The organism is Thermoactinomyces daqus (assembly GCF_000763315.1).
In the GTDB taxonomy this organism is placed as follows: Bacteria; Bacillota; Bacilli; order Thermoactinomycetales; family Thermoactinomycetaceae; genus Thermoactinomyces_A; species Thermoactinomyces_A daqus.
On sequence record NZ_JPST01000021.1, the window covers coordinates 102,913 to 126,818 of the forward strand.

General features: G+C 48.2%; 27 protein-coding genes. 22 read left to right on the top strand and 5 right to left on the bottom strand.

Annotated elements, in window-relative coordinates:
- Positions 1-107 precede the first annotated feature (107 nt).
- The 3 genes from JG50_RS0110445 to JG50_RS0110455 all read left to right on the top strand — a co-directional run bounded on the left by JG50_RS0110445 (position 108) and on the right by JG50_RS0110455 (position 2,719).
- Complete coding sequence (locus tag JG50_RS0110445; protein WP_033101049.1) at positions 108-1,031, top strand: cation diffusion facilitator family transporter; 924 nt, start codon at positions 108-110, stop codon at positions 1,029-1,031.
- Positions 1,032-1,343: 312 nt separating this feature from the next.
- Positions 1,344-2,081: a glucosamine-6-phosphate deaminase gene (gene nagB / locus JG50_RS0110450; RefSeq protein ID WP_033101050.1), complete on the top strand. Its 738-nt coding sequence runs from the start codon at positions 1,344-1,346 to the stop codon at positions 2,079-2,081.
- A 212-nt stretch (positions 2,082-2,293) separates the two neighbouring features.
- Positions 2,294-2,719 (top strand): VOC family protein, encoded by a 426-nt coding sequence (locus JG50_RS0110455; RefSeq protein WP_200880755.1) that lies wholly within the window; start codon positions 2,294-2,296, stop codon positions 2,717-2,719.
- A gap of 195 nt (positions 2,720-2,914) precedes the next feature.
- Here the strand turns inward: JG50_RS0110455 and JG50_RS0110460 are convergent, their stop codons facing one another.
- Positions 2,915-4,507, bottom strand: coding sequence for an APC family permease (locus JG50_RS0110460; RefSeq protein ID WP_033101051.1), 1,593 nt, complete (start codon positions 4,505-4,507; stop codon positions 2,915-2,917).
- Positions 4,508-5,059: 552 nt separating this feature from the next.
- Between JG50_RS0110460 and JG50_RS0110465 the strand changes: the two genes are divergently transcribed.
- The 7 genes from JG50_RS0110465 (at position 5,060) to JG50_RS0110485 (ending at position 10,116) form a co-directional block, all read left to right on the top strand.
- Entirely contained in the window at positions 5,060-6,100 is a 1,041-nt protein-coding gene (locus tag JG50_RS0110465; RefSeq protein ID WP_033101052.1) for a LacI family DNA-binding transcriptional regulator, read from the top strand.
- Between the two features lie 66 nt (positions 6,101-6,166).
- Positions 6,167-6,325, top strand: a complete 159-nt coding sequence (locus JG50_RS21100) for a hypothetical protein (RefSeq protein WP_407701821.1) — start codon at positions 6,167-6,169, stop codon at positions 6,323-6,325.
- Positions 6,326-6,374: 49 nt separating this feature from the next.
- Positions 6,375-6,527 carry a hypothetical protein gene (locus tag JG50_RS21105; protein WP_370589203.1) on the top strand — a complete coding sequence of 51 codons (153 nt, stop codon included), beginning with the start codon at positions 6,375-6,377 and terminating at the stop codon, positions 6,525-6,527.
- Positions 6,528-6,567: 40 nt separating this feature from the next.
- Positions 6,568-6,729, top strand: coding sequence for a hypothetical protein (locus JG50_RS21110; protein ID WP_370589204.1), 162 nt, complete (start codon positions 6,568-6,570; stop codon positions 6,727-6,729).
- 132 nt (positions 6,730-6,861) lie between these two features.
- Entirely contained in the window at positions 6,862-8,121 is a 1,260-nt protein-coding gene (locus JG50_RS0110475) for an MFS transporter (RefSeq protein WP_033101053.1), read from the top strand.
- A gap of 11 nt (positions 8,122-8,132) precedes the next feature.
- Entirely contained in the window at positions 8,133-8,585 is a 453-nt protein-coding gene (locus JG50_RS18250; protein ID WP_052154199.1) for a phosphoheptose isomerase family protein, read from the top strand.
- Between the two features lie 259 nt (positions 8,586-8,844).
- On the top strand, positions 8,845-10,116 hold the full coding sequence (locus JG50_RS0110485) for a metal-dependent hydrolase family protein (RefSeq protein ID WP_033101181.1): 1,272 nt from the start codon (positions 8,845-8,847) through the stop codon (positions 10,114-10,116).
- A 46-nt stretch (positions 10,117-10,162) separates the two neighbouring features.
- Here the strand turns inward: JG50_RS0110485 and JG50_RS18255 are convergent, their stop codons facing one another.
- Both JG50_RS18255 and JG50_RS20995 read right to left on the bottom strand, forming a co-directional pair.
- Positions 10,163-10,597 (bottom strand): flavodoxin family protein, encoded by a 435-nt coding sequence (locus JG50_RS18255; protein ID WP_327147042.1) that lies wholly within the window; start codon positions 10,595-10,597, stop codon positions 10,163-10,165.
- On the bottom strand, positions 10,513-10,710 hold the full coding sequence (locus JG50_RS20995; RefSeq protein ID WP_309485154.1) for an NAD(P)H-dependent oxidoreductase: 198 nt from the start codon (positions 10,708-10,710) through the stop codon (positions 10,513-10,515). The genes JG50_RS18255 and JG50_RS20995 overlap by 85 nt, the downstream gene beginning before the upstream one ends.
- A gap of 347 nt (positions 10,711-11,057) precedes the next feature.
- Here JG50_RS20995 and JG50_RS0110495 point away from each other — a divergent pair, with 347 nt between their 5' ends.
- The 11 genes from JG50_RS0110495 to JG50_RS0110555 all read left to right on the top strand — a co-directional run bounded on the left by JG50_RS0110495 (position 11,058) and on the right by JG50_RS0110555 (position 21,728).
- Positions 11,058-11,987, top strand: a complete 930-nt coding sequence (locus JG50_RS0110495; protein WP_033101054.1) for an ABC transporter ATP-binding protein — start codon at positions 11,058-11,060, stop codon at positions 11,985-11,987.
- Positions 11,980-12,759, top strand: a complete 780-nt coding sequence (locus JG50_RS0110500) for an ABC transporter permease (RefSeq protein ID WP_052154200.1) — start codon at positions 11,980-11,982, stop codon at positions 12,757-12,759. Before JG50_RS0110495 ends, JG50_RS0110500 begins: the two co-directional genes overlap by 8 nt.
- A gap of 123 nt (positions 12,760-12,882) precedes the next feature.
- Complete coding sequence (locus tag JG50_RS0110505) at positions 12,883-13,923, top strand: NADP-dependent oxidoreductase (protein WP_033101056.1); 1,041 nt, start codon at positions 12,883-12,885, stop codon at positions 13,921-13,923.
- A 346-nt stretch (positions 13,924-14,269) separates the two neighbouring features.
- Positions 14,270-15,313, top strand: a complete 1,044-nt coding sequence (locus JG50_RS0110510) for a permease (RefSeq protein WP_081943851.1) — start codon at positions 14,270-14,272, stop codon at positions 15,311-15,313.
- 19 nt (positions 15,314-15,332) lie between these two features.
- Positions 15,333-16,151, top strand: coding sequence for a TIGR03943 family putative permease subunit (locus JG50_RS0110515; RefSeq protein ID WP_033101057.1), 819 nt, complete (start codon positions 15,333-15,335; stop codon positions 16,149-16,151).
- 437 nt (positions 16,152-16,588) lie between these two features.
- Positions 16,589-17,032 (top strand): MarR family winged helix-turn-helix transcriptional regulator, encoded by a 444-nt coding sequence (locus JG50_RS18835; protein WP_052154201.1) that lies wholly within the window; start codon positions 16,589-16,591, stop codon positions 17,030-17,032.
- A gap of 15 nt (positions 17,033-17,047) precedes the next feature.
- Positions 17,048-17,746, top strand: coding sequence for an HlyD family secretion protein (locus tag JG50_RS18840; protein ID WP_052154202.1), 699 nt, complete (start codon positions 17,048-17,050; stop codon positions 17,744-17,746).
- Between the two features lie 36 nt (positions 17,747-17,782).
- Complete coding sequence (locus JG50_RS0110535; protein ID WP_033101059.1) at positions 17,783-18,418, top strand: HlyD family efflux transporter periplasmic adaptor subunit; 636 nt, start codon at positions 17,783-17,785, stop codon at positions 18,416-18,418.
- 100 nt (positions 18,419-18,518) lie between these two features.
- On the top strand, positions 18,519-20,072 hold the full coding sequence (locus tag JG50_RS0110540) for a DHA2 family efflux MFS transporter permease subunit (protein WP_052154228.1): 1,554 nt from the start codon (positions 18,519-18,521) through the stop codon (positions 20,070-20,072).
- A 437-nt stretch (positions 20,073-20,509) separates the two neighbouring features.
- Complete coding sequence (locus JG50_RS0110550; protein ID WP_160173852.1) at positions 20,510-21,091, top strand: TlpA family protein disulfide reductase; 582 nt, start codon at positions 20,510-20,512, stop codon at positions 21,089-21,091.
- Between the two features lie 31 nt (positions 21,092-21,122).
- Positions 21,123-21,728, top strand: coding sequence for an LOG family protein (locus JG50_RS0110555; RefSeq protein ID WP_033101063.1), 606 nt, complete (start codon positions 21,123-21,125; stop codon positions 21,726-21,728).
- A gap of 101 nt (positions 21,729-21,829) precedes the next feature.
- Here JG50_RS0110555 and JG50_RS0110560 read toward each other — a convergent pair whose 3' ends face one another.
- Entirely contained in the window at positions 21,830-22,201 is a 372-nt protein-coding gene (locus JG50_RS0110560; RefSeq protein ID WP_033101064.1) for a nuclear transport factor 2 family protein, read from the bottom strand.
- A gap of 63 nt (positions 22,202-22,264) precedes the next feature.
- Complete coding sequence (locus tag JG50_RS0110565) at positions 22,265-22,846, bottom strand: TetR/AcrR family transcriptional regulator (RefSeq protein WP_152568547.1); 582 nt, start codon at positions 22,844-22,846, stop codon at positions 22,265-22,267.
- An 852-nt stretch (positions 22,847-23,698) separates the two neighbouring features.
- Between JG50_RS0110565 and JG50_RS0110575 the strand changes: the two genes are divergently transcribed.
- Positions 23,699-23,905 carry a spore germination protein gene (locus JG50_RS0110575; RefSeq protein WP_033101066.1) on the top strand — a complete coding sequence of 69 codons (207 nt, stop codon included), beginning with the start codon at positions 23,699-23,701 and terminating at the stop codon, positions 23,903-23,905.
- Position 23,906: the final 1 nt, after the last annotated feature.

Consider the following 23,906-nt stretch of genomic DNA (forward strand, 5'->3'; position numbering starts at 1 on the left):
ATTGTTGCGGGAGTTTCTCGTCCTTTTACAGACGATTTGGAACGCAGGGAGGCAGAAGAGGCCAAAAACTACCGACCTGCGACGGAAAATGAGGTGAAAACTGGGCCATGCATGTTCATACACATGGAGACCACGATCACGGGCATTTGCACCATCGCCATCAGCGGGCAGATAACAAAAAAGGATTGCTCATCGCTCTGCTGATTACCGTTGGCATTATGTTGCTCGAATTTTTCGGCGGATTGTTTACTCATAGTTTGGCTTTGTTGTCCGATTCAGGACATATGCTCAGCGATGCCGCTACCCTTTTCCTCAGCTTTGCCGCCCTGTGGTTTGCCGTTCGGCCTCCATCCCCGCGCAAAACTTATGGATATTACCGGTTTGAAATCCTGGCGGCACTTTTTAACGGAGTGTTGTTGTTCATCATTTCCGGATGGATTATTTGGGAGGCGGTTTTGCGCTTTTTCCATCCTGCCCGCGTTTCCAGCGGCCCGATGATCCTGATCGCGGCCGTCGGGCTTGTTGCCAATCTGCTGAGCGCCTGGGCTTTACTGAGCAAAGGGGATGTAAAAGGGAATGTGAATTTGCGCAGCGCTTATCTTCATGTTCTGGGAGATGCCCTCGGTTCTCTGGGAGCGATCGCGGCCGGGGTGCTGATCTACCTTTTTTCTTGGTATTACGCTGACCCCCTGATCAGTATTTTGGTTGCGGTCCTCATTTTGAAAGGAGCTTGGGGTGTGATTTCCCATTCGTTGCACATTTTGATGGAAGGTACGCCGGTAACGGTCGATTGTGATGAGGTGGACAAAATTTTGCGGAGCATTCCCGGGGTCATCAATGTGCATGACCTGCATGTCTGGACGATTACCTCCGAGCTCGATTCGCTCTCCTGCCACTTGCTGGTCGAGGAACAGTTTGACCAGCAACAGATTTTGCAACAGGCAATCCGGCTGATCGCCGAACATTTTCAGATTCACCATACGACGATTCAGGTGGAAACGGAACAGCTTCAGCATCCTGAATTGCATTAAACACCCCGGGAGGAATCCCGGAGAAGCCTGGCGGAAGAGGCGGTGCAATCAGCTTCATCTCAAGGCTGTTGGGGAAGACAGAAGCTCGCAATGGGGCTTCTTTTTTATCGGGAAATATTGCATACATATTGGTATATACAACTATATGACTAAATGATAATATAAAAATGAAAGCATAGCCACCATAAATAACCAATTGCATATAAATGATCCATTTTTTCAAAAACTGATGATGTCTGTTGCAAATCGAACCGGACATTGAACCAGGTAAAGGGGAAAGTGGCAGTTTTCATAACGGAAGGAGGGGCCGCGATGCAGCTGATCAAGGCAAAAGATTATCATGATCTCTGCCATAAGGCAGCCGAACTCATTTTAAGGAAGGTCAAAGGGCAGAAAAAGCTGACTTTGGGTCTGGCGACTGGTGGCACACCACAAGGGGTTTATCGAATACTGGTGGAAGAGGCGAGGCAAAACGGCACTACCTACCAGCACGTCACCACGTTTAATTTGGATGAATATGTAGGGCTGCCGCCTGATCATCCGCAAAGCTATCATACCTATATGAATAAAAAACTGTTTGATTTTATCGACATACCCCCGCAAAATGTCCATATACCCGATGGCATGGCGGAAAATCTGGAAGAGGAATGCAGACGTTATGAGCAAATGATCGACCAAAGCGGCGGAATTGATTTGCAACTGCTGGGGATTGGCATCAACGGGCATATCGGTTTCAATGAACCGGGAACTTCATTTCACTCCTTTACGCATGTTGTTAAATTGGAAGAATCGACCCGGATCGCCAACAGCCGATTTTTCTCTTCCCTGGAGGAAGTCCCGGCCTTCGCCGTCACGATGGGGATCGCATCGATCATGAAGAGTAAAGAGATCTTGCTGCTCGCCGTCGGCAAAAGAAAAGCGGAAGTGTTGCAGCGGCTCATTTACGGCGAGGTGACCGAAGAACTGCCGGCATCTGTTTTAAAAATGCATCAACATGTGACCATCATTGCCGATGAAGAAGCCCTTTCTTCTCTTTCCGTCCGTTGTTAGGATGGTTGATCAGAAGAGGTCGTCCGGATTGCGGGCGGCTTCTTTTTGTATGTAGGAGTACAGGAAAGTTTCAATCGTTCACAATGCTCTTCACCCTCAAAAAACAGGGTTACAGAACATATGTTCCGGATTATAATCCCGAATAGAGGTGAAGACTGGATAAATATAACCGTTCATGAAAATGCGTTCCAACATTACATGAGGAAAGGAAGTTGAATGGACAGGTGATTCAGGCAAAAATTAATCCCTATTTGTACTTGCGGGGAAACAGTGAGGAAGCGATGTATTTTTATAGGGATGTTTTTGGCGGGGAAATCGTTACCCTTCGACGCTATGGAGATGTACCGGATATCCCTTGTGCTGAAGAGGACCGGGACAAAATTCTGCACGGTCATCTCAAAGTGGCGGATCAAGCGATCTATTTCTCAGATGCGATCGGAAACCAATCTGTCAACTTTGGAAATCAGGTGAGTCTGACATTGGAGTTGACAGAAGCAGATGTGATTGAAAAGGTGTACAACGCTTTGGCTGAAGGCGGAGAAGTTCTTATGCCGCTTCAGGACACTTTTTGGGGGGCGAAATACGGGAAGCTGACCGACCGGTTCGGCATCAACTGGGACTTGAATTGTCAACTGTAATTTTCTGACGTAAGTCATTGAAAGGGGCTATTGTCCGTGTTGATACTGCATGGGTTTGCATGCTTGAGACTTTCAAGATCATGACGGAACTTTGCATCACGAAAGCAGTGACGGTTTCAAATGTGAACAGAATCTGCGTTTATAAAAAAAACTGCTGCCCAGCCAGGTGGACAGTCAGTTTTTAAAGAACGAGGATCAGTTGGCGATTTTCATCTGTTCGTTGCTCTGCTCATCCTGTTTGCCTTGATAGGAAGGCAAAGCGCTGCGGATGCCCCAGAAATAAAATATCAGAGCTGCGATGACGACGACAACCATATCCATGCCGTAAGGGATGTGATTGGTTCCGCCGAATTTGCTGCTGCCCAGATAGGAAATTCCCATCATCACGATCAGATAGACGACCAGCCAGAGGCCGGCTTTAAAGTTGGCAGCAAAGTCTTTCCAGTTGTTTTTGGCTTGATAGTAGAAATAAACGGGCAATCCGATGATCATGATCAGGGTGACTTGACCGGTCAGCGGCCAGGTCGCCCAATACAGGATCAGCGATGCAACGATAAACGCCAGCGGCGCGATTACCGGCATGCCTTTGATTTTGAGAGGACGCGAAACATTTACGTCTTTCATGCGGCGGAATACCATGACCGAGATCGGGCCGGTTACGTACGAGATCAGCGTCGCGACGGAAATAACCTCAGCCAGTGATCCCCATCCTCGGAAAATGAACAGGAATAAAAACGAAACAGCCAGGTTAAACCACATCGCCGGTCGCGGAACGCCGTAAACCGGGTGGATTTTTCCAAATATACGTGGGAAATAACCGTTTTGTTCCATACCGTAAATCATCCGGGCCGTGGTTGCCGTATAGGTCATACCCGTACCGGACGGAGAAACGAATGCATCTGCAAACAGCAGGAGGGCAAGCCAGTTCAGGTTTAGAGCCAAGGCCAGATCGGCGAAGGGAGAGCTAAAGTTCAGGACACCCCAGCCTTTGGCCAGCAGATGATCCGGCACTGCACCGATGTAAGCGGTTTGCAACAAGACATAGATGATTCCTGCCAGGAGAATCGAACCGGCGACTGCGATTGGAACGGAACGGCTTGGATTTTTTGCTTCTCCGGCCATATTGATCGGACTTTGAAATCCGTTAAAGGCAAAAACGATTCCCGATGTGGCCACAGCCGTCAGCACGCCTGCCCAGCCGTTCGGAGTGAAACCGCCGGGGGCATGAGTGAAGTTGTTAGCGTGAAAACCGGCGTAAATGAGCCCGATAATCGTCAGTCCGGGAATGAGGAATTTGAAGACGGTGATGGCCGTGTTAACACGGGCAAACAGCTTGACCGTCCAGTAGTTGATCAGGAAATAGACAACGACCAAACAGGCGGCGAGCACCAGCCCGACCGGGGAAAGCGTTTCTCCGTTGTACAGGGCTTTTGCCCATGCCCAAGGCCAGGAACTCATATATTGTATCGAAGCAACCGCTTCCACAGGAATGACGGAAACAATCGCGATCCAGTTGGCCCAGCCGGATATAAACCCAAGAAATGATCCGTGTGAATAATGGCCGTAACGTACCATTCCGCCTGCTTCGGGGAACATCGCGCCCAATTCGGCATAGGTCAAGCCGATGAACATAATGGCGATCATTCCAATGACCCATGCCCAGATCGCGGCGGGTCCGGCAACTGAGGCCGCTTTCCATGCTCCAAAGAGCCAGCCGGATCCAATAATCGAACCGAGGCCGGTCATCATTAGGGCAAATGTTCCAATATTTCTCTTCATCCCTTTCATATGGCTACCTCCAACTATAGCAGGATATACTAGTAGATTAATTCACTGATAATAGTATCGCATAAAAATGAATTGTAAATCAAATTAAAACCTTTTATTTACAAAAATTGTTATCTAGAAAACCGAAATATACCAGGGTTAAAGGCGAAAATTAACCCTTTTGAGTAATGATTTATTTTTATTTAACACGCATAAGAAGGAGAAAAGGTCGCTGTAGAAAATAATGTTCGGATTTTGCGTCATATGATGAAAAACAGTTTGATCAGCCTGGGGAGGTATACGAATAAAATAAAATGTATTTTAATAGATAAGCAGTGTTAATTGGAAAATAAAGGGATATGATGCAGGGGATTGCAAGCGGGCAGATCTGGTCTTCCTTGCTGCCTTGCAAGGAAGGAGATTCAAAAAACTTTTTCCAAGTGGATGTAAATTAACCTGTGGTTAACAGATCAATATCCTGTTTTTTTCGAGGACTTGTGAAAAGAAAGATAATTTGGTATAATGAAACCGGTTTCAAAAATAAATGAGCAGTTGGCATGAGGGACTGTAAAGATGGAAAATAAGAGACAAAAGAAGCAATCGGACCGTGCCACCATTTCAGATGTAGCAAGACTGGCCGGTGTGTCAAAAACGACGATTTCCCGCTATTTAAGCGGAAAGTACCATATGCTGTCTGACAGCACCTTGAACCGAATAGAAAAAGTCATTGCTGAGCTGAATTACCGTCCCAACAAAATGGCAAGAGGTTTGAAACGGGATCGCAGTTACCTGATCGGCATGGTGATCGCTGATATTACCAATCCTTTTTCCACCGCGATTTTGCGCGGGGCCGAGGATGTCTGCAAGCAGCGCGGATACAGCCTGATGGTTTGCAATACGGATAACGATCCGGCCAAAGAGCGTGAATACATTTTTATGCTGCAATCCCACCGGATCGACGGTTTGATCATCAATACGACCGGACGCAACAACAAGTTTTTGCAAGAATTGGCGACAGAGAAAACAGCCGTCGTCCTGGTCGACCGAAAAGTGCCTGAATTGGGATTTGACACCGTGACGCTTGACAATGAACAGGCGATGGCTGCTGGTGTCAACCACTTGCTCGCCCGGGGGTATAAGCACATCGCCCTTTTCAGCGAATCGATTGCCGGCGTGAGTTCGCGGGAGGAACGGGTGCGCACATTTCAAAACATGTTGTCCGATCGTGAAGTCTCCGCTGAAGTTCATGAGATTGATTTACGCGAGTTGCGCGAATTCTCCCTTCTGTTGGATGAGTTTTTTCAAAAGGCGCCGAAGGGAAAGCGGGCCGTCTTTGCGGCAAACGGGGTGATTCTGTTAAAAACGATCCATCTGATTCAGGAGAAAGGAATCGAGATTGGCAAGGATGTGGCCGTTTTGGGATTTGATGATATGGAATGGGCACCGCTGATCGGCCCCGGAATCACGACCCTGGCACAGCCTACTTATGAAATGGGCGTGACCGCGATGAAAAGAGTGTTGGAGCGGATTGACGGGGATCGGTCGCCGGCGCAAAATATCGCTTTTTCCGGTCAATTGCTGGTGCGCGGCTCTGCGCCGGAAGTGAGGGACTAGAAAGATTGCCTGTTTTCGCCCTTTTTTGAAACCGATTTCAAAAAAGGTGGGAATGAGAGTTGGATTATGCCGGATGTCGTAACCTTTGGCGAAGCGATGGGAATGTCTGCGGCCGGTAAAGCCGGAGCGCTTCATCGGGTAAGCAGTTTACGCCGGGGCTGGCCGGGGCGGAAACCAATGTCCCCGTCGGTCTGTTCCGGTTGGGATATTGTGCCGGCCGGGTGAGCGAAGTGGGGAATGATCCGTTTGGACAATGGATCAAGGAGAGTTTGTGATGGGAAAACGTGGATATTTCCATGGTGGCGATCCGGACCATCCGACCGGTTTTCAGTTGAAACCCAAGGCGGGCAGCGGTGACCCCGAGGTGGTTTATTTCCGGAATCGGGTGATCTGCCCGGATCCTCACCGGCTATACCGGCCCGCGTGATCTGGCAGCATTTTATCTTGATAAGGAGGTGAAATTGGTTGTGATCAAGTTGGGGGCAAGAGGCGCTGATGATCGTACGGTGACGGAAGAAGGGGAAGTTACAGGATTTCCTGTTTCGCAAGTGGTCGATACAGTAGGAGAGGGAGACGGATTTGACGTCGGTGTCCATCAGCGGAATGCTGGAGGGTTTGCCGATCCGTGAAGCGGTTTTGCGGGCAAATGCCATCGGGGCTTGGCAGTAATGAGTCAGGGGAACCAGGATGGATTGCCCGTACGGGAGCAGCCGGAGTCCAATGTCTGCACACCATGACTGCGCACCTGAGGAGTGAATCAGATGGAAAACAATCGTTTGGCCAAAAGCCGCTGGTATCGCTTGATTCCGATCGTTTTCATCACTTACAGCCTGGCCTACCTCGACCGCGCCAACTACGGGTTTGGAGCGGCAGGCGGGATGGCCGAAGATTTGCATATCACAGAGGAAGTTTCCTCGCTGATCGGGGCCTTATTTTTCCTTGGTTATTTCTTTTTTCAAATCCCCGGTGCGCATTATGCCGAAAAGAGAAGTGCGAAAAAGCTGATTTTTTGGACGCTGATCCTTTGGGGATTGTGCGCATCGGCGACTGGATTTCTGACTGATGTAAAAGCGCTGCTGGTAATTCGCTTTGTGCTCGGCGTTGCCGAAAGCGTTGTAATGCCGGCCATGCTCGTGTTTCTCTGCCATTGGTTCACCAAAGAGGAACGATCCCGCGCCAACACGTTTCTCATCCTGGGGAACCCGGTGACGGTTTTGTGGATGTCCGTTGTTTCGGGCTATTTGGTCGATGTGTTCAATTGGCGCTGGATGTTTATCCTTGAAGGGCTTCCGGCGGTGATCTGGGCCTTTGTTTGGGTAAAACTGGTTGACGACAAACCGGAGATGGCGAAATGGCTCACCAAAGAAGAAAAAGCCGGGATTTCCCGAGCATTGGAGCAAGAGCAGCAGACAGTACAGCCGGCCAAAAACTATTGGGAAGCGTTTAAATCGAAAAATGTGATACTGCTCTCCCTGCAATATTTTTGCTGGAGCATCGGTGTTTATGGATTTGTGTTATGGCTGCCATCGATTTTAAAATCGGCGTCAAAAATGGGGATCGTCGCGACAGGATGGCTTTCCTCCGTTCCCTATCTGCTCGCTGCCATTCTTATGCTGGTCGTCTCATATTACTCCGACCGCCTGATGAAGCGGAAAGTATTTGTGTGGCCGCTTCTGCTCATCGGAGCCCTCGCCTTTTCCGGATCGTATCTCTTGGGTAACTCCGACTTTTGGCTTTCCTCCGTTTTGCTCGTGATTGCCGGCGGTACGATGTACGCGCCATATGGTCCTTTTTTTGCAATTGTTCCCGAGATTTTGCCGCGCAATGTCGCCGGCGGGGCGATGGCGTTGATCAACAGCATGGGAGCGCTCGGTTCCTTTGTCGGTTCATACGTTGTCGGGTATTTGAACGGTGCGACCGGCAGTCCGAACGCTTCTTATATCTTCATGGCGGCAGCCCTCCTGCTGTCGGTGGTTTTAACCCTGGCTGTAAGCAAAAAAGAGGAGAAACATGAAAGGTGAATATCAGATGAATGACGGCAGGCGAGGCGGTCAGGATCGCTGCCCGGGTGGAAGCGGAAACGGATTGGATTGAAGCGGGGACTTCACTGATCAAGAAGATGGCATGTCGATTGAACGTCTATGTCGTCGGAGAGACGATTGCTCCCGCCATTGCCGCAGAGGATCTCGTCATCACTGTTTCCGGGAAGACACAATCAGTACTGATGATCGAGGAAAAAGCGAGACGGATCGGCTGCAAAGTTCTTGCCGTCACCGCTGATCCGAAGTCTCCGCCGGGGGGTAGGCTGACGCGATCCTTCATGTACTGGCCGCGACCAAGGATCGCCGGCGGGGAAAGCAAGCCGCCATCCAGCCGCCCGGTTCCCTGCCTGACCAGTGCCCCCGCTTTTGCCGGATGCCATTTGCCTGCGGTATGCCTGGTTGAACGCAATCGGCCACCGAAAAGCCCGAGCCAGACATGCTGATTTGGAGCAGCAGATATGTACAAGGCTGTTGCCAAATAGGGTGAAGCGGGATTGATGCTCTATTGCAGCACTTTGTGAGAAAGAAGACAGAAGCTGAAAAGCACCAAGACTAACAGGAAAAATTGAATTTTTTCAATAATAAGGCACGCCTCTTCCAGTTTGGAGAGGTGTTATTTATTAATTGAATTATTATATTTTATTTTCTTTCTATTAGGGTAAATTATCCGTGATTCCGGCTGAGCAGAAAGGAAGGATCAACGTGGAGGCTATCCTGATTAAAAATGTGACCTTAATTGATGGAAAAGGGGGTGAACCGAAGAAAGAGATGGCCGTGCTGGTCCGGGATGGACGCATTGCTGAGGTCGGGCATGTGAATCGCATTCGGATTCCCGATGTGCCGGTGCGGACGATTGATGCGGATGGGTTTACTTTATTGCCGGGATTTATCGATGCCCATGTTCATGTTATGATGTCCCCGGTCAATTTCGCTAATAGTTTGAACACCCCTTTTTCTTATAAATTTTATGATTCGATCCGGAATATGAAAGCCACGGTTGCGGCGGGTGTGACCACTGTGCGGGATGCAGGCGGCGCCGATGCCGGGGTGAAGATGGCTGTGGAAAACGGGCTGGTTCTCGGCCCGCGGATGAAAATCAGCATAACTCCCTTAAGCATAACGGGGGGACACCTCGATTTTTGGCAGCGTTCGGGTGTGGATGTAACGCCGGCCCTTTTTGGCGGATATCCGGGAAACCCGCTGGGGGTCTGCGACGGGCCCGATGAGGTTCGCAAAAAAGTGCGCGAAGTGTTGCGGGCAGGGGCCGATTTCATCAAAGTTTGCAGCACCGGAGGGGTGATGAGCCCCACTGACCATCCGGAATTTACCCAATTTACCCAGGCGGAGCTGGAAGTGATGGTTGAGGAAGCGGCGTTTCACCGGGGAATCAAAGTGATGGCTCACGCCCAGGGGAACGAGGGGATTAAAAATGCCGTCCGTGCCGGTGTTCATTCGATTGAGCACGGGATTTTCTTGGATGATGAAGCCATTGAGCTCATGCTGAAACAGGGGACGTATCTCGTTCCCACGCTGCTCGCCCCGCTGGCTGTTCTGGAGATGGCGGAGCAGGAGGGAACCATGCCGGAACATGCCATCCGCAAATCAAAAGAAGTGATTGAAATTCACCGGGAGAGCATCAGACAGGCTTTTCGCGCCGGCGTGAAAATCGCGATGGGCACCGATGCCGGGGTGATGGCCCACGGCCAGAATCTGCGCGAATTGGGACTTCTCTGCGAGATCGGCATGTCCCCGATGGAAGCGATTGTGGCTGCGACGCAGATGGCTGCAGCTTGTTTGCAATGGGAGGAAGAGGTGGGCACAATTGAAAAAGGAAAATGGGCGGATTTTGTTTTGACCGGGGTTGATCCGCTGAAAAATATCCGTGCACTTGAAAATCAGGATCAGATCGTGATGGTTATTAAAGGCGGGAAAATCGTGAAGGATCTGCGCAAGCAGGAGTCAAAAACAAAATAAATGGCGAAGCGCCACCTCTTTGCAGGGAAGGGGTGGCGTTTGCCGCTTAAGACTGCACAGCTTGCAGTTGTTGGTTCAATAGCCGCGCCTGATGTAAGGCGTGCTGATCATTCATCACTTCGCCCGGCTTATTTCCGACACCGAGGATATATCCGCCGAATTTCATCGACATAAAGTCAAAAATCAGCTGGAATTGCTGAATGAGAGGAAGTCCCTTCACGTTTATCGAATCTCCTCCGGTGACAATGACAAATGCCTGTTTATCCTTCATGCTTCCTTTGAAATCGTAGTTCGTGTTGCGCAGGCTTTGCGACCAGCGATCGATGAAATTTTTCATCAACCCGGACATTCCGTACCAATACAGCGGAGTAATAAAGAAAATAACATCATGATTTATTACCTGGGTGATGATGCTTTCATAGTCATCGTCAACAGGGTGAAATCCTTCGGGCGAGTGGCGGCCGTCAGCAACGGGAAGGATTTTTTATGCCGCAGGTAAATCTTGGTCGCCTGAAGCCCGTCCAGGGCATAATCGGCCAGTTGTTCCGAATTTCCACTTTCTCGGGAACTGCCGTAAAGGGCGACGATTTTCATATCCATCAACTCCTGCTTTTGGGAATAGGCAACTTAAACTTGTGTGTTCGCCATCATACAGCAATTCCCTTGTTTTCATGAACGGAAACCGGAAATTCACATGAACGCGCAGACAATCATCATCTTTTTTTATTGTTGACGGAAGCGAAAAACGGGGACAATGGCGCAGGAAAATGGTTCTTTTTTAAAAAGGAGTCCCTGATACAATCAATGTGAAAGACTTTGGGCCGGACAGCACAAATCTGTTACAATTGGATGGAGAGTTTTGTCTGGTGGCAAGGCTTTCAGTCAATAATGTTTTATGATAAACACCTGATGTAAGGTTGATGCTGTCTTGGGAGGGCGTTATGAAACGGATACCGGTTTTGAAGGTGAACAATGTCACGAAAAAAATACATAATAAAACGATTGTCGAAAACCTCTCCTTTAAGGTTTATGCCGGAGAAGTATTTGGGCTCCTCGGTCCCAACGGTGCCGGAAAAACGACCCTCATCCGGATGATCGTCGGATTGATGGGAATCACCGAGGGAGATATTATGATTCATGATTTCAGCATTAAAACGCAATTTGAACAAGCGGTCCGCGGGATTGGAGCGGTGGTCGAAAATCCGGAGTTATATCAATTCATGTCGGGGTACAAGAATTTGGTTCATTTTGCCAGGATGACACCGGGTGTAGACCAGGAGCGGATCGATGAAGTTGTTTCCCTGGTCCGGTTGGAAAATCGCATTCATGATCCGGTCAAGACGTACTCCCTGGGGATGCGCCAGCGCTTGGGTCTGGCACAAGCGATTCTGCACCGCCCTTCGTTGTTGATCCTGGATGAGCCGACTAACGGTCTGGACCCTGCCGGAATCCGCGAACTGCGCGATTATTTGCGCGAACTGGCCAAGAAGGAAAATGTCGCCGTTCTTGTGTCCAGTCATCTTCTGTCCGAGATGGAGCTGATGTGTGACCGGGTGGGAATCATTCGCCAGGGGAAACTGGCAGGCATAAGATCGGTTGGAAAACTTGAAAATCAGAAGGCCGGGATGTTCAAGGTTCACTTTGAAGTTGATTCGGTTGAAAAAATTCCTGAGCTGCTTAAAAAGAAAAGCTGGAACAAAGAATGGGCTCAAGTGCCGGGAGGGTTTGAGATCGAGCTGAAACGGGAGCAGATCGCCGAACTGAACGCCAGAATGACGGAAGCGGGAATAAAAGTTTACGGAATTCGGACCATGGATCAATCGCTGGAGGACAAGTATCTGGAAATGACAGAAGGTGATGAGATTGCCTGATTTTTTTCGCTTGATTCAAAATGAAATGATGAAACAATTTGAGCGGACGAGAACCTATGTAATGCTCGGATTCTATATCGTGGTCAGTTTTTGTTCCGCTTTCGTCTTGAAGTATATGGAAAAGGCTTCGGGAAGGCCGGAGGATCTATGGGGATTTTTCGAGTTTGACTCACACCTGTTGCCGATCGCGCAAATCTTGACCGTGGTGATTGCCGGAGACATCGTGTCGAGCGAGTTTAACTGGGGAACGGTGAAAATGCTGCTGATCCGTCCGGCGCGACGTATAAAAATCCTTTGGGCCAAGTATGTTACCGTGTTGCTGTTTTCCGTGATTTTCGTGGTAACGCTCATCGTCTGCTCCTTTTTGTTTGGAGCGGTCTTTTTCGGCGTCACCTCCGCTTACGGAAGTCCGGTTCCCCTGATCAAGGAGCTGATCACCACATATTCCCTTTATTTTGTGGAAATTGTGATGATGGCGACACTCGCTTTTATGCTATCCGCTTGGACGCGCAGCAGTTCAGTGGCGATCGGCCTCTCGGTTTTTCTGGTGTTTGCCGGGGCCGTTCTGATTGAGTTTTTAAATATGTTCGGCTTTGCCTGGGGAAAATATCTCCTCTTTGCCAATATGGATTTCACACAGTATCTCTCAGGGGGACAACCGCCTTATCCGGGCATGAGCGCCACTTTTTCCGTCATCGTTTTACTGGTCTATTTTATTCTTTTCCACATAATCTCATGGTGGGCATTTGCAAAAAGAGATATTACTGTTTGAGGCCGGAAATTTGGTTTGAGATCAAAAGTGGACCGGGAAAAGGGTTAACAGGTTTGCTTTTGTGAAAAAATGTGCCGAAAAAATGATGTTTTCTTGAACCAAATTTGCGATGGAGGCGAAAGTATGGCCGAAGCGTTGGCAAACAAAAAGATCTTATTGGTAAAAAGGCCGAAAGGACTGCCGGCAAAAGACGATTTCAAAATGGTTGAAGGGACTGTGCCGGAGCCGAAAACGGGTGAAGTATTGGTTCGCACCTTATACTTATCGGTTGATCCCTATATGCGGGGACGGATGAATGACCAAAAATCGTATGTTCCTCCATATCCGCTCAATGAAGTGATTACCGGAGGGGTGATCGGCGAGGTTATCCAGTCCAGGGCAAGCGAACTGGATGAAGGGGATCTCGTGATCGGCAATTATGGCTGGCAAACGATGCAAACGGTGGATAGTGCGCAATTGCGAAAGATCGATGAAACGATCGCCCCGGTTACCACGGCCTTGGGGATTCTGGGCATGACCGGGCTGACCGCGTATTTCGGGTTGCTTGATATCGGCCGGCCGAAACCGGGGGAAACCGTTGTTGTGTCCGGTGCGGCAGGGGCGGTTGGTATGACGGTTGGCCAAATTGCCAAAATTAAAGGGTGCCGTGTTGTGGGGATTGCCGGTTCAGACAGGAAGATTCAATACCTGCTCGACGAGCTTGGATTTGATGCCGCCATTAACTACAAGACGACGAAAGAGTTGAAAAAAGCGTTGGCAGAAGCTTGCCCGGAGGGTGTGGATATCTATTTTGACAATGTCGGGGGCGAAATCTCCGATGCGGTCATGCGACTGTTGAATCCCCACGCCCGTATTCCGGTCTGTGGCCAAATTTCCTTGTACAACCTGGAAAAGGCCGATATCGGGCCGAGGATACAACCCTTGCTGCTGATCAATAAGGCGCTGATGAAAGGGTTTATCGTATCCGATTATGCAGCCCGATTCGATGAAGGAACCAACCAGTTGGCTGAATGGTTGAAGCAGGGCAAATTGAAATATGAAGAAAATATTGTGGAAGGTTTTGAGAATACCATTGATGCTTTTCTCGGATTGTTCAAAGGGGAAAATCTGGGCAAACAGCTGGTCAAGGTGGCAGAGCCCTCCAAGCGGCCTGTGAAAGAATAACCTTAACAGCCTGATGTGATATAAAAAGTCGGTGACGCAAAGGACGTTACCGTCTTTTTTTATATTTTTTTGCGAGCGGGAAAGAGTTCATCTTTGGATCGTGTTTGTTTTGAGCGGGGCAGAAATCAGAATCAGCCTGATTTTTTCTTCGGTTGAATTTATCCTGATTTTGAAACAATTATTGATTTATAAAGGGTTGATGTTTTGATATGATATTGAAAGCGGGAATTAAATCGTAATAATTTTGATTTAGCTCGTCATAAAATTTCAATATGATGACAAATCAACATGCCGGATCGCGTTCAGACTGGAGGAACAATCAGAATGTGCTGGAGGAACAATCAGAATGTGGCTGAAAAATTACTACATTGAGATTACGGGAGTTCTCGTTTTTATCGCCCTGTTTTACTTTTTAACTTCCGGTCAGATCATGGAACTCGGAAGTTTGATGGCGAAATTTGCAATTACGGATAACGTTCAGTTGCAAAACCTGTCCACCATTTTTCTCAGCATTTTTATTGAAGGTTTGCCATTTATTTTGATGGGGGTATTTGTCTCCGTCTTGATCCATGAGTTTGTGGATGAAGAGGTCATCTGGAAGTGGATCCCCAAAAACCCGCTCTTATCAATCCCTCTGGCGGCGTGTCTTGGAATCTTTCTTCCGATCTGCGAATGCGGAATTGTGCCAGTCGCCCGTCGTTTGATCCAAAAAGGGCTTCCGGCTCATACCGCATTTACGTTTTTACTGGCAGCTCCGATTGTGAACCCTGTTACCGCCGTTTCTACCTATATTGCTTTCCGAAACAACTGGGATATGGTTTTCCTGCGTCTCGGATTGGGGGCGGGGATTGCCGTGGCGATGGGGATTATGTTTTTGCTTTTTTTCAGTAAGACCGATGTTTTAAAAGGAAATCTGCAAAAAGCAGACTGCCATCATTCCTGCCATCACGATCATGCTCATCCACATGATCACTGCCATGACCATCGGGGTTTGGAAGCGCGATTGTGTCATGCGTTCTATCATGCGATCTTTGAATTTATTGACATGGGAAAGTATTTTGTGGCCGGCGCTTTCATCGCAGCCTGCTTTCAAACGTTTATTGGATTGTCAGTGATGAAATCGGTTGCTGCACATGAGGGGATCGCTGTGATCGTGATGATGGGAATCGCATTCGGACTGTCCATTTGTTCATCATCGGATGCGTTTGTGGCCGCTTCTTTTCGGGGAATTTTAGGAAACGCTCCCCTGTTCAGTTTCCTCGTATACGGGCCGATGATGGATTTGAAAAATTTACTGATGATGATCGGGAGCTTTCGCTCTTCTGTCGTTTGGTTTTTTTGGGGCGGAACCACGCTCCTGACCATTCTGTCAATCTTGCTGTTTGTCTAAATGAAAGGAGACCGGATGAATGACCGCAATCCTTCGCACTGCCATTCTCATCGGGAATGCGATCATGCTTTTATACCTTCTCGTCACGAAAAACATCGACCTGTTTATTAACCCGCGGTTGAAGTGGTTGGTGGCGATCAGTATCTTTTTATTGCTTGTCCTGGGTTTGATTCAATTATGGAATCTGAAAGAGAAAGATATACATAGAACAGGATTTTGGGGATATGGATTCGTCATTTTTCCCCTTTTTATGTTTTTCCTGTTTCCGCCGAAGGTTTTGGATGGGAGCATTGCCAATCATAAAATGTTTACCTACTTATCTTCGCAACCGGATCAGAAAGTGTTAACCAAAAGCCAGTCTGATCAGAATAACGATGGGAAAAATAGCACCGACAAAGGCCAAAGCGAGACTCTCTCCGACGGCCAGGAGAGCTGGGAGGCGCAATACAAAAAGGAAGCGGCTGAATTGGTAAAAATGCCGGTAATTACTTTCAACGATCAAAATTATTTTGAACGGCTGAACGTGATTTTGCTGTATCCCGAGAAATTCAAAGGAAAGAAAATCCGGACCATGGGTTTTGTCTACCGGGACGAATCGTTTAAATCCAACCAGTTTGTTCCCGGACGGATGGCGGTTAGCTGTTGCGTGGCCGACGCGGCGGTTGTGGGAATCTTGGCTGAAGACAATCATGCCGATTCTCTGAAAAAGGACCGTTGGGTTGAAGTGGAGGGAACGCTGAAGACGGAAAAGATTGAGGGGGAAATAACGCCCGTGATTAAAGTAGAGTCTGTGAAGTTTGTATCTCCTCCCAAAAATCCCTATATTTATCCCTCTTAGACATTGACGGCTTTCGCTGCTTTTCGCAACTTCAATGAACGGAATGGTTGGAGATTTTTACGTTGCAGGTCGTTTCATTTTAACAGCCCTGCATCTTCAGTTTTCAAAGGGCTGCTGCTATCCTGAAAAAACGGTCAGTCTGCGAAAGGGGAAAAACATTCCCGCACGCCTGAGCAAACGAATTTTCAATCGGAAAGAGGATACAAGAGATTATCAGCGGAAAGACCATGGGACTTTGGAACGAGTTTTTCATTTCAGAGTCCTTTTTTGTATGCTAAAAAATAAACCGAATGAAATTTTATTATGAAAGCTTTAAAAAATATTTCACAAACCTAATTGTTTTTGGTGTTGACATTTAACCTCATTAAATTTTATTATATTAATCGTTCGTATGAGGAATATTTTCGATCCCTAAATGTTAACGGGAGTGACCATCTTTGGTAAGCGACGAACAGATTCAAGAACTCATCAATGCCATGCACAGTTGTTTTCAGGCTTATCGCAAGATCTTGCAAGAAGAGTTAAAAACTTGCCATTTGACGATACCTCAGGCTCGGGTGATCCAGGTTTTGCGGGAGGACGGCCGGCAATCGTTCGGCGAGTTGAGCAAGAAATTGGAAACATCGACCAGTTCGATCACCGGGATTGTCGATCGTTTGGAAAAAAGCGGATGGGTCAAGCGCGAGCGGGATGAACATGACCGGCGTATCGTCTGGATCAGCCTGACGGAAAAGGATCAGGAAATGTTTCAACAGTTTTCGTCGAACCAGATTCGCCAGTTGCGTCGATATGTCGACCGCTTAAAACCAAAAGAGGTTGCCAGTTTAACGGATACATTGTTAAAGCTGGCGACCATAATTGAAAGCGAGCCAAATTTATAAGAAGGAGTAAGCCGCATGAAGCGTATTGCAATCAGTATCATCGTGATCGTCTTTCTGGTGGCGGCGGTCGGAGCCGGGGCTTATTATTGGTATCAAAATTCCTTATATGTCAGCACTGATAATGCGCAAGTCCAGGCAGACCTCACCACCGTATATGCCAAACAGACAGGAAGGATTACAGACTGGAAGCTGTCATCTGGAGATAAGGTCTCAGCGGATCAATTGCTGGGAGACGAACAGATGGCCATCGATTCAACGAGCTCGGCCGATGCTGTCAAGCTCTCCGGTCTGGATCAGGCAAAGATGGCAGAGCAACCGGCAGTTGATAAGATTACGTCTCCGATCAACGGGGTGATTTTGCAAACCGATGTCGTGCCGGGAGAAGTGGTGGCACAAGGACAGCCGCTCGCCATGATTGCCGATTTGTCCAATGCTTACATTACCGCTTATATCGATGAACAGGAGATTAACGATGTGAGCAAAGGCAAAGACGTCGACATTTCACTGGATTCTTATCCTGGTGATTCTTTCCACGGAAAAGTGGTGGAAATCGGCAATTCTGCCGGAAATGTCCTTCAGGCGTCATCTGCATTGACGGCGAAAACGACGGATTCGCCGGAAGTGCAACGTGTTCCGGTCAAAATTTCGATTGATGATTTGAATGGGAAATACATCGCTCTTGGAATGAATGCGTCCGTACAAATACACAAATAGGAGAGCAGAAAATTTTCCGGTGAGAGGAGAACTTTCATGAAGACAGGAAAGTTATTGTTGATCAATGCGGTTATTTTTATTATCATTGTCGGACTTGGGATCGGCGGATACTACTACTATTACAACGAAACCAATTTCATTCAAACCGATGATGCGAAAGTGATGGGAGATATTGTACCTGTTGCTGCTGACAGCGCAGGAAAGTTGACCGAATGGAAAGTGAATGAAGGAGATCAAGTGACCAAAGGACAGGCGCTCGGAAAAGTTAACATTGGGTCGAACACGGTCGATATTCAAGCTCCGATTGACGGAACGATTGTGCAAAACAAAGGACTGGTCGGGCAAATGGTCGCTCCGGGTCAAGCGTTGGCTGATGTCGTTGATTTTAGCAAGTTGTATATCCTTGCCAATGTCGAAGAAACGGAGATCAAAGATATCAGTGTCGGTCAAGAAGTGGATATTACTGTTGATGCAAATTCTGATACCCGGATCAAAGGGAAGGTCGAGCAGATCGGTCAGGCGACCAACTCTGTTTTCTCTTTGATTCCGCAAAACAATGCCAGTGGCGATTATACGAAAGTGGTACAGCGGATTCCTGTGAAAATTTCGATGGACAATTATCCAGACGGGCTTGTTCCCGGGATGAACGCAGAAGTGAAGATTCATAAATGATCGTTGGCAGAAACAGAAAGGAGGGGCACTTGTGACTCAGCGAAATGAAGCGGAGGCCCAGGGAGGGATTGCCCGTCATATTCCCTTGTTGTCCATCTTGATGTTGGGGGTATTTCTGGCGATCTTGAACCAAACCTTGCTCAATGTCTCCATTCCTCACTTGATCAATGAATTTAACGTCAGCGCGACAACAGCGGAATGGCTCCTCACAGGCTACATGCTGATTAACGGGATCTTGATTCCGATGTCTGCTTACCTGATTGAACGGTTTGGGGTAAGGACCTTATTCCTGGGAGCCATGATCTTCTTTACAGTTGGATCGTTCCTGTGCGGAATCGCGCCTACCTTCAGTGTGATGCTGATCGGCCGCCTGATTCAGGCAGTCGGCGGAGGAATCCTGATGCCGCTCGTTATGACGATCATCTTGTCGATCTTTCCGCCGGAAATGCGCGGGAAAGGAATGGGGATCTTTGGTCTCGGGATGATGTTTGCTCCCGCCGTCGGTCCCACTCTGTCGGGATGGGTCATGGAGCATTACAGTTGGCGCGTGTTATTTAACGGCATCGTGCCGCTCAGTTTGTTTGTCACCATCTTTGCTTCGTTCTTGCTAAAAGATACAAAGCCGCGGTCCAAACCGCCGTTTGATTTGTGGGGAACGATTATCTCCACCGCCGGCTTCGGACTACTCCTGTATGGGTTGAGCGAAGCGGGAAGCAAAGGCTGGGATGATACGGTGGTCGACGTCTCGATCATCGTCGGGATCGTCTTGATCGCCCTGTTCGTTATTTTGCAGCTCAGCTCCAAACATCCGATGCTGGATTTCCGCGTCTTTAAATACGATGCCTTTTCACTGTCCAGTGTCATCAGCGCGCTGGTAACGATCTGCATGTACGCCGGGATGTTTCTGACTCCGATCTATCTGCAAAACTTGCGCGGTTTTACTCCGCTCGAATCCGGCCTGCTCATGTTGCCGGGGGCGGTGATCATGGGGATTATGTCCCCGATTTCCGGGAGTTTGTTTGACAAGATCGGTCCGCGTCCGCTGGCGATTGTTGGCATGCTGATTACGGCTCTGACCACCTATGGATTTACCCAGCTGACATTGGATACGGATTATTTCCATATTCTCATCTTGTTCATGATTCGTTCCTTTGGAATGTCGCTTTTGATGATGACGATCATGACAGCGGGATTGAACCAATTGCCCGCGGAAAAAAATGCGCACGGAACGGCGATGTCCAATACCTTGCGCCAAATTTCCGGTTCGATTGGGATCAGTGTGGTTACGACCATTTTCAGTACGCGCACGACATTCCACCTCGGTAAAATGACGGAATCGGCAAACCTGATGGACCCCGGATTTGCACAAACTTTTCAGGAGCATGTGATGAAATTGACGGATGCCCTTGGAATTCCGATGGCGCAAGCAAAACAGACGCTGGCGACGCTCTTGTTCGGGCAAATTAACCAGCAAGCAGCTGTAATGGGAGTCAATGACGCCTTTTTCTGGTCGATGGGTTTTGCCGTGGTCGGATTTGTCTTAAGTATTTTCCTGCGTGACGTGCGCAAGGATCATCTGAAAAAAGCGACGAAGGAAGATGTTGCCCTCGAAACGGAAAAGATGGAACCGAAAAAAGAGGTTGCAGCAGGTTGATTGCTGACAGGAGAAAATCCGGGCCGGGGAGTGAGGGACCGTGTCCGGCTATTGAGTCATCCGGCAAGATGGGTGCCTCGCGGCCTGATCTCCAATGCACTTTGATAGAAGCAAAGAGAAGCACCAAGATCCTGAAACATGGCAAACAAGCGGAGCGCCCCAAGATCCCGGGGCGCTCTTTTCATTTCGCGCTCATGATTATTTGCACTCACAATCGTCTTTGCCGCAAACCGAACATTTGGAACGGATCAGCATAAGGAATCCTCCTTTCCAGGGATGATAGTTTTATTATAATATAAAATTCATGTTTATTATGAATAATTTGATTATTTTGTTATGAATCAAGCCCGGGGATTTCAGTTTCCGATTCCGAAAAAAGTGAAGAATTTGGTAGAATGAAAGAACGGAACGGATCAACTTGGCAAAAGGTGAGAGAGATGAAAAGCGTGCGCGTGTTTGCGTGGGTTCTGCTGGTAGCCTTATTGGGCGGAGCTTTTTGGCATTACATAGAAAAAAAAGAGACGGGGGAAGCGAAAAGCCGTCAGACCCCTGTTTATACTGTCAGCGACTACATTCAGGATCATGTCCCGAAAACAGGTACAAAAGCGCCTGATTTTACCCTTCCCAAATGGGGAGGTGGCGAAGCGGGACTCGGCCAGAGCAAGGGGAAACCGGTGGTGATCAACTTCTGGGCGACCTACTGTGATTATTGCCAGGAGGAGATGGCCGCTTTTCAACGAGTGTATGCGCAGATGGGAGATCAAGTAAACTTTTATATGATCGACGCCGCATATACCGAGCATGAAGCTGCCATCGGCCGGTTTGTGAAGAGAAATCACATCACACTTCCGGTTTTGCTGGACCAAAGCGGAGATGTCGGCAATTCCTATTTTGCCAAGGCTTTTCCGCAAACCTTTATTCTGGATCGGGAACACAGGATCTTTTATCATCATTCGGGCCCGATGATGGAAGAACTGCTGCGGGAGCAGTTGCAAAAAGTGTTGAAAAAAGGGAAATGAACAGATGGGAATAAAAACAGGAGGGACAAAGGTGAAAAATATCTGTGTCTTCGCCGGTTCCAATCCCGGCAGGAATCCCGAGTACAGGGATGCAGCAAAATCACTCGGGCTCGTGATGGCCAAATCGGGTTTGAGCTTGGTTTATGGAGGTTCCAGTAAGGGATTGATGGGCATTGTCGCAGATGCCGTTTTGGAAAATGGCGGTATCGCAATCGGAGTGATGCCCGCTTTTTTATCGCGGAAAGAATTGAAGCATCACCATCTGACCCATTTTTACGAGACTGAAGGCATGCATGAGCGCAAAGCGAAAATGGGGGAACTCTCCGATGCTTTTGTCGCTCTTCCCGGCGGGTACGGCACTTTTGAGGAGATTTTTGAGGTGTTGAGCTGGGCACAATTGGGAATTCATCAAAAACCGATCGGACTGTTAAATGCGGCCGGATATTTTAATCCGCTTTTACAGTTGGTGGAGAAAGGGATTGATGACGGTTTTATCAGGCCGGAATATCTCGATTTGTTTGTCTGTGAGAGCGATGCAGAAGCGTTGGTAAAAAAACTGTTTTCTTACCGCCCGCCGAAGCCGGTGCTTAAATGGGAAGAGCTAGCTCCCCAAAAAGGTGCATCAAAGCGATCATGACCTGCCGGCACACCCTGGCATAAAAGCCCGGGCAAGCTGGCCCCCCTGACCGGCCATCGGAGATGGAGGGGAGCAAAAGAATCGACTTGTCATGACGGGGTTTACGGTTCATCACTCATAGGGCTTGTCGGTGTTCCTTGATGGAAGATCATTTGCCATCTTCCCTCTTTCAGTTTCCAGACAGAGCTGCGCAGTGTATCCATTTTTCGCGTTTCATCTTTCACGCGGTAAGTCGTTAAAGCTACATCCGGAGCCAAAAGATGCACTTCAAAATGGGACAAACTCATTTTCCTTACACTCAGCCCTTCGCTTCCAATCTCCTCTTTGGACCAGACTGTGCCTGAGCTTCCAAACTCAAAAAATTCATCAGCGAGCAATTTGGAAAGTTCCTCCCGGGATCTGCGGACCTCGGGCAGTAATAATTTTTCCTCAAGCTGACGCAAATGTTCTTTTAAAGAAGTTCCGCTTTCCATGGACATTCTCCCTGAGAAGTTTTGATTTTTTTCTGAACAGTATAGCGGTTTTTGCTGCCGGCGTCAAAGGTCTCCGCTGGCGGCCAATCCGCTCCACGCTGTTTTCCGAATATTATGTATTCTGTCGCAGAGTTGGTTGTGATCGTCATTCAAAAACATATGAAGGAAAATTCCATCCAGCAGACAGAGATAGGTTTGCATCCGGATATCCGGGTCATGTCCTCCGCAGGGATCTTCTGCAAAAATGGTGTGAACGGTTTTGGAAAGAAGGTTGTTCATTTCCGAATATTTGGCGCTCAGTCGCTCTTTCAGGTGCTCGGGTGGAAACAGGAGAGTCCGGCGAATAAATGTGATCTTCTGTTCATTGTGCATCTGAAAGTGGACAAAGCTTTTAAGAAGGGAAAACAATTTTTCTTTCATGTTGTGACCATGCAAATGCCCGCCAGCCCGGAGCAGTTCATGTTGAAGTTCCTCCATCGCTTCATCGAAGACGGTCAGCAACAAATCATCTTTGCCTGAGAAAAAAGCATAAACGGACGGGGGCTTGATTCCGACCTCTTTGGCGATTGCCGCGAGGGATGTCCCTTCGTATCCGCTTTTGGCAAAATGCTTCAAGGCTGCGGCTTTTAATTTCTCTCTTGTCATGGTTCCTCCCGCAGAACGAACGAGAATTGGAAAATAAAAATTTTCATTTATCCGGCTGTTGGGAAAATTGAGCGGCAAGGGATGGTGGTTTTTTCGTCCACCCGGCCCCGCCGGACTTGTCAATAATCAGTTTTTATTTATGATACAATATTTATTTTTATAAATAAAAAAGGCAGAAAAACCACTTCTGAAAAAAAGCATTCAGAAGTGGTTTGGGGCTGTCGGCCAACTTCATTTGGCAGGGGATGGGTGCTTTTTCAGCGGGCCGCCTTTGTGCCGAAGGAACCGGGGACAGAGAGAAGCCCCCTGCCCCAATGGATTCCTACCACCACCAGGTTCTCCAAATGAACGGGCCGAAAAAGGGAAACCCGAAGAAGGGAAAGAAAAACGGGAATAAACTGGTGTGGGCAGCCGGTTGGAAGTAGCCATCATCATAAGCGGGAGTGTGCGGGGGCAAGGCAGGGAAAGAAGAATATGAATAATAATACATAACAAGCACCTCATTTCGTTTTTAATACCGTATTCAATAGGCGAATGAAGGTGAATTGATTTTTCGTGAAAAGAATCGATTCTCATTGGTGACACATGATTTTCGTCGTGAATATACTGGGCATAAGCCGATCATCAGAGAGAACAACGGAGACCGACCCCTGGGTGAACAGCAGGCGGCCATGCAGTGTGACTGGCAGTCAGAAAGGGGTCATTATTTTTTATGGGAGCAAGTGTAATCCCGCAATTTCAGGGCTTCGGAAAAAGAGCAACCCCTGTAATTTTTACGGGATTGAGTCACTCATGCCCGGATTACTCATACATTAAAGTAGGCTTGTGGCAAATGATTAAGGAGGAAGTATTTTGAACATCAAGGTTGGCGTATTAAAAATAAACTCGGTCTCCATGACATCGTCAGTGACGATCGGTACGCACATATCCGTTTTGCCACTCAGCTTTCAAAAAGCAAATACAGGGGTTTCGACGGCGGGAGATGGTGCAGTGATTAAAGCGGCAAACCCGGTCATTGATCCGGATACGAATGACCACCCGGTACTGATCCACCGATAAA

Coding starts and splice junctions, on each gene's coding strand:
- JG50_RS0110460 (WP_033101051.1), bottom strand. CDS start 4,507: ATGAAAGGGATGAAGAGAAATATTGGAACATTTGCCCTAATGATGACC.
- nagB (WP_033101050.1), top strand. CDS start 1,344: ATGCAGCTGATCAAGGCAAAAGATTATCATGATCTCTGCCATAAGGCA.
- JG50_RS20995 (WP_309485154.1), bottom strand. CDS start 10,710: ATGAAAATCGTCGCCCTTTACGGCAGTTCCCGAGAAAGTGGAAATTCG.
- JG50_RS21105 (WP_370589203.1), top strand. CDS start 6,375: ATGGGAAAACGTGGATATTTCCATGGTGGCGATCCGGACCATCCGACC.
- JG50_RS0110550 (WP_160173852.1), top strand. CDS start 20,510: ATGAAAAGCGTGCGCGTGTTTGCGTGGGTTCTGCTGGTAGCCTTATTG.
- JG50_RS0110535 (WP_033101059.1), top strand. CDS start 17,783: ATGAAGACAGGAAAGTTATTGTTGATCAATGCGGTTATTTTTATTATC.
- JG50_RS0110540 (WP_052154228.1), top strand. CDS start 18,519: ATGTTGGGGGTATTTCTGGCGATCTTGAACCAAACCTTGCTCAATGTC.
- JG50_RS18250 (WP_052154199.1), top strand. CDS start 8,133: ATGACGGCAGGCGAGGCGGTCAGGATCGCTGCCCGGGTGGAAGCGGAA.
- JG50_RS0110515 (WP_033101057.1), top strand. CDS start 15,333: ATGACCGCAATCCTTCGCACTGCCATTCTCATCGGGAATGCGATCATG.
- JG50_RS0110465 (WP_033101052.1), top strand. CDS start 5,060: ATGGAAAATAAGAGACAAAAGAAGCAATCGGACCGTGCCACCATTTCA.
- JG50_RS21100 (WP_407701821.1), top strand. CDS start 6,167: ATGCCGGATGTCGTAACCTTTGGCGAAGCGATGGGAATGTCTGCGGCC.
- JG50_RS0110505 (WP_033101056.1), top strand. CDS start 12,883: ATGGCCGAAGCGTTGGCAAACAAAAAGATCTTATTGGTAAAAAGGCCG.
- JG50_RS18840 (WP_052154202.1), top strand. CDS start 17,048: ATGAAGCGTATTGCAATCAGTATCATCGTGATCGTCTTTCTGGTGGCG.
- JG50_RS0110475 (WP_033101053.1), top strand. CDS start 6,862: ATGGAAAACAATCGTTTGGCCAAAAGCCGCTGGTATCGCTTGATTCCG.
- JG50_RS0110495 (WP_033101054.1), top strand. CDS start 11,058: ATGAAACGGATACCGGTTTTGAAGGTGAACAATGTCACGAAAAAAATA.
- JG50_RS0110445 (WP_033101049.1), top strand. CDS start 108: ATGCATGTTCATACACATGGAGACCACGATCACGGGCATTTGCACCAT.
- JG50_RS0110510 (WP_081943851.1), top strand. CDS start 14,270: ATGTGGCTGAAAAATTACTACATTGAGATTACGGGAGTTCTCGTTTTT.
- JG50_RS0110565 (WP_152568547.1), bottom strand. CDS start 22,846: ATGACAAGAGAGAAATTAAAAGCCGCAGCCTTGAAGCATTTTGCCAAA.
- JG50_RS0110560 (WP_033101064.1), bottom strand. CDS start 22,201: ATGGAAAGCGGAACTTCTTTAAAAGAACATTTGCGTCAGCTTGAGGAA.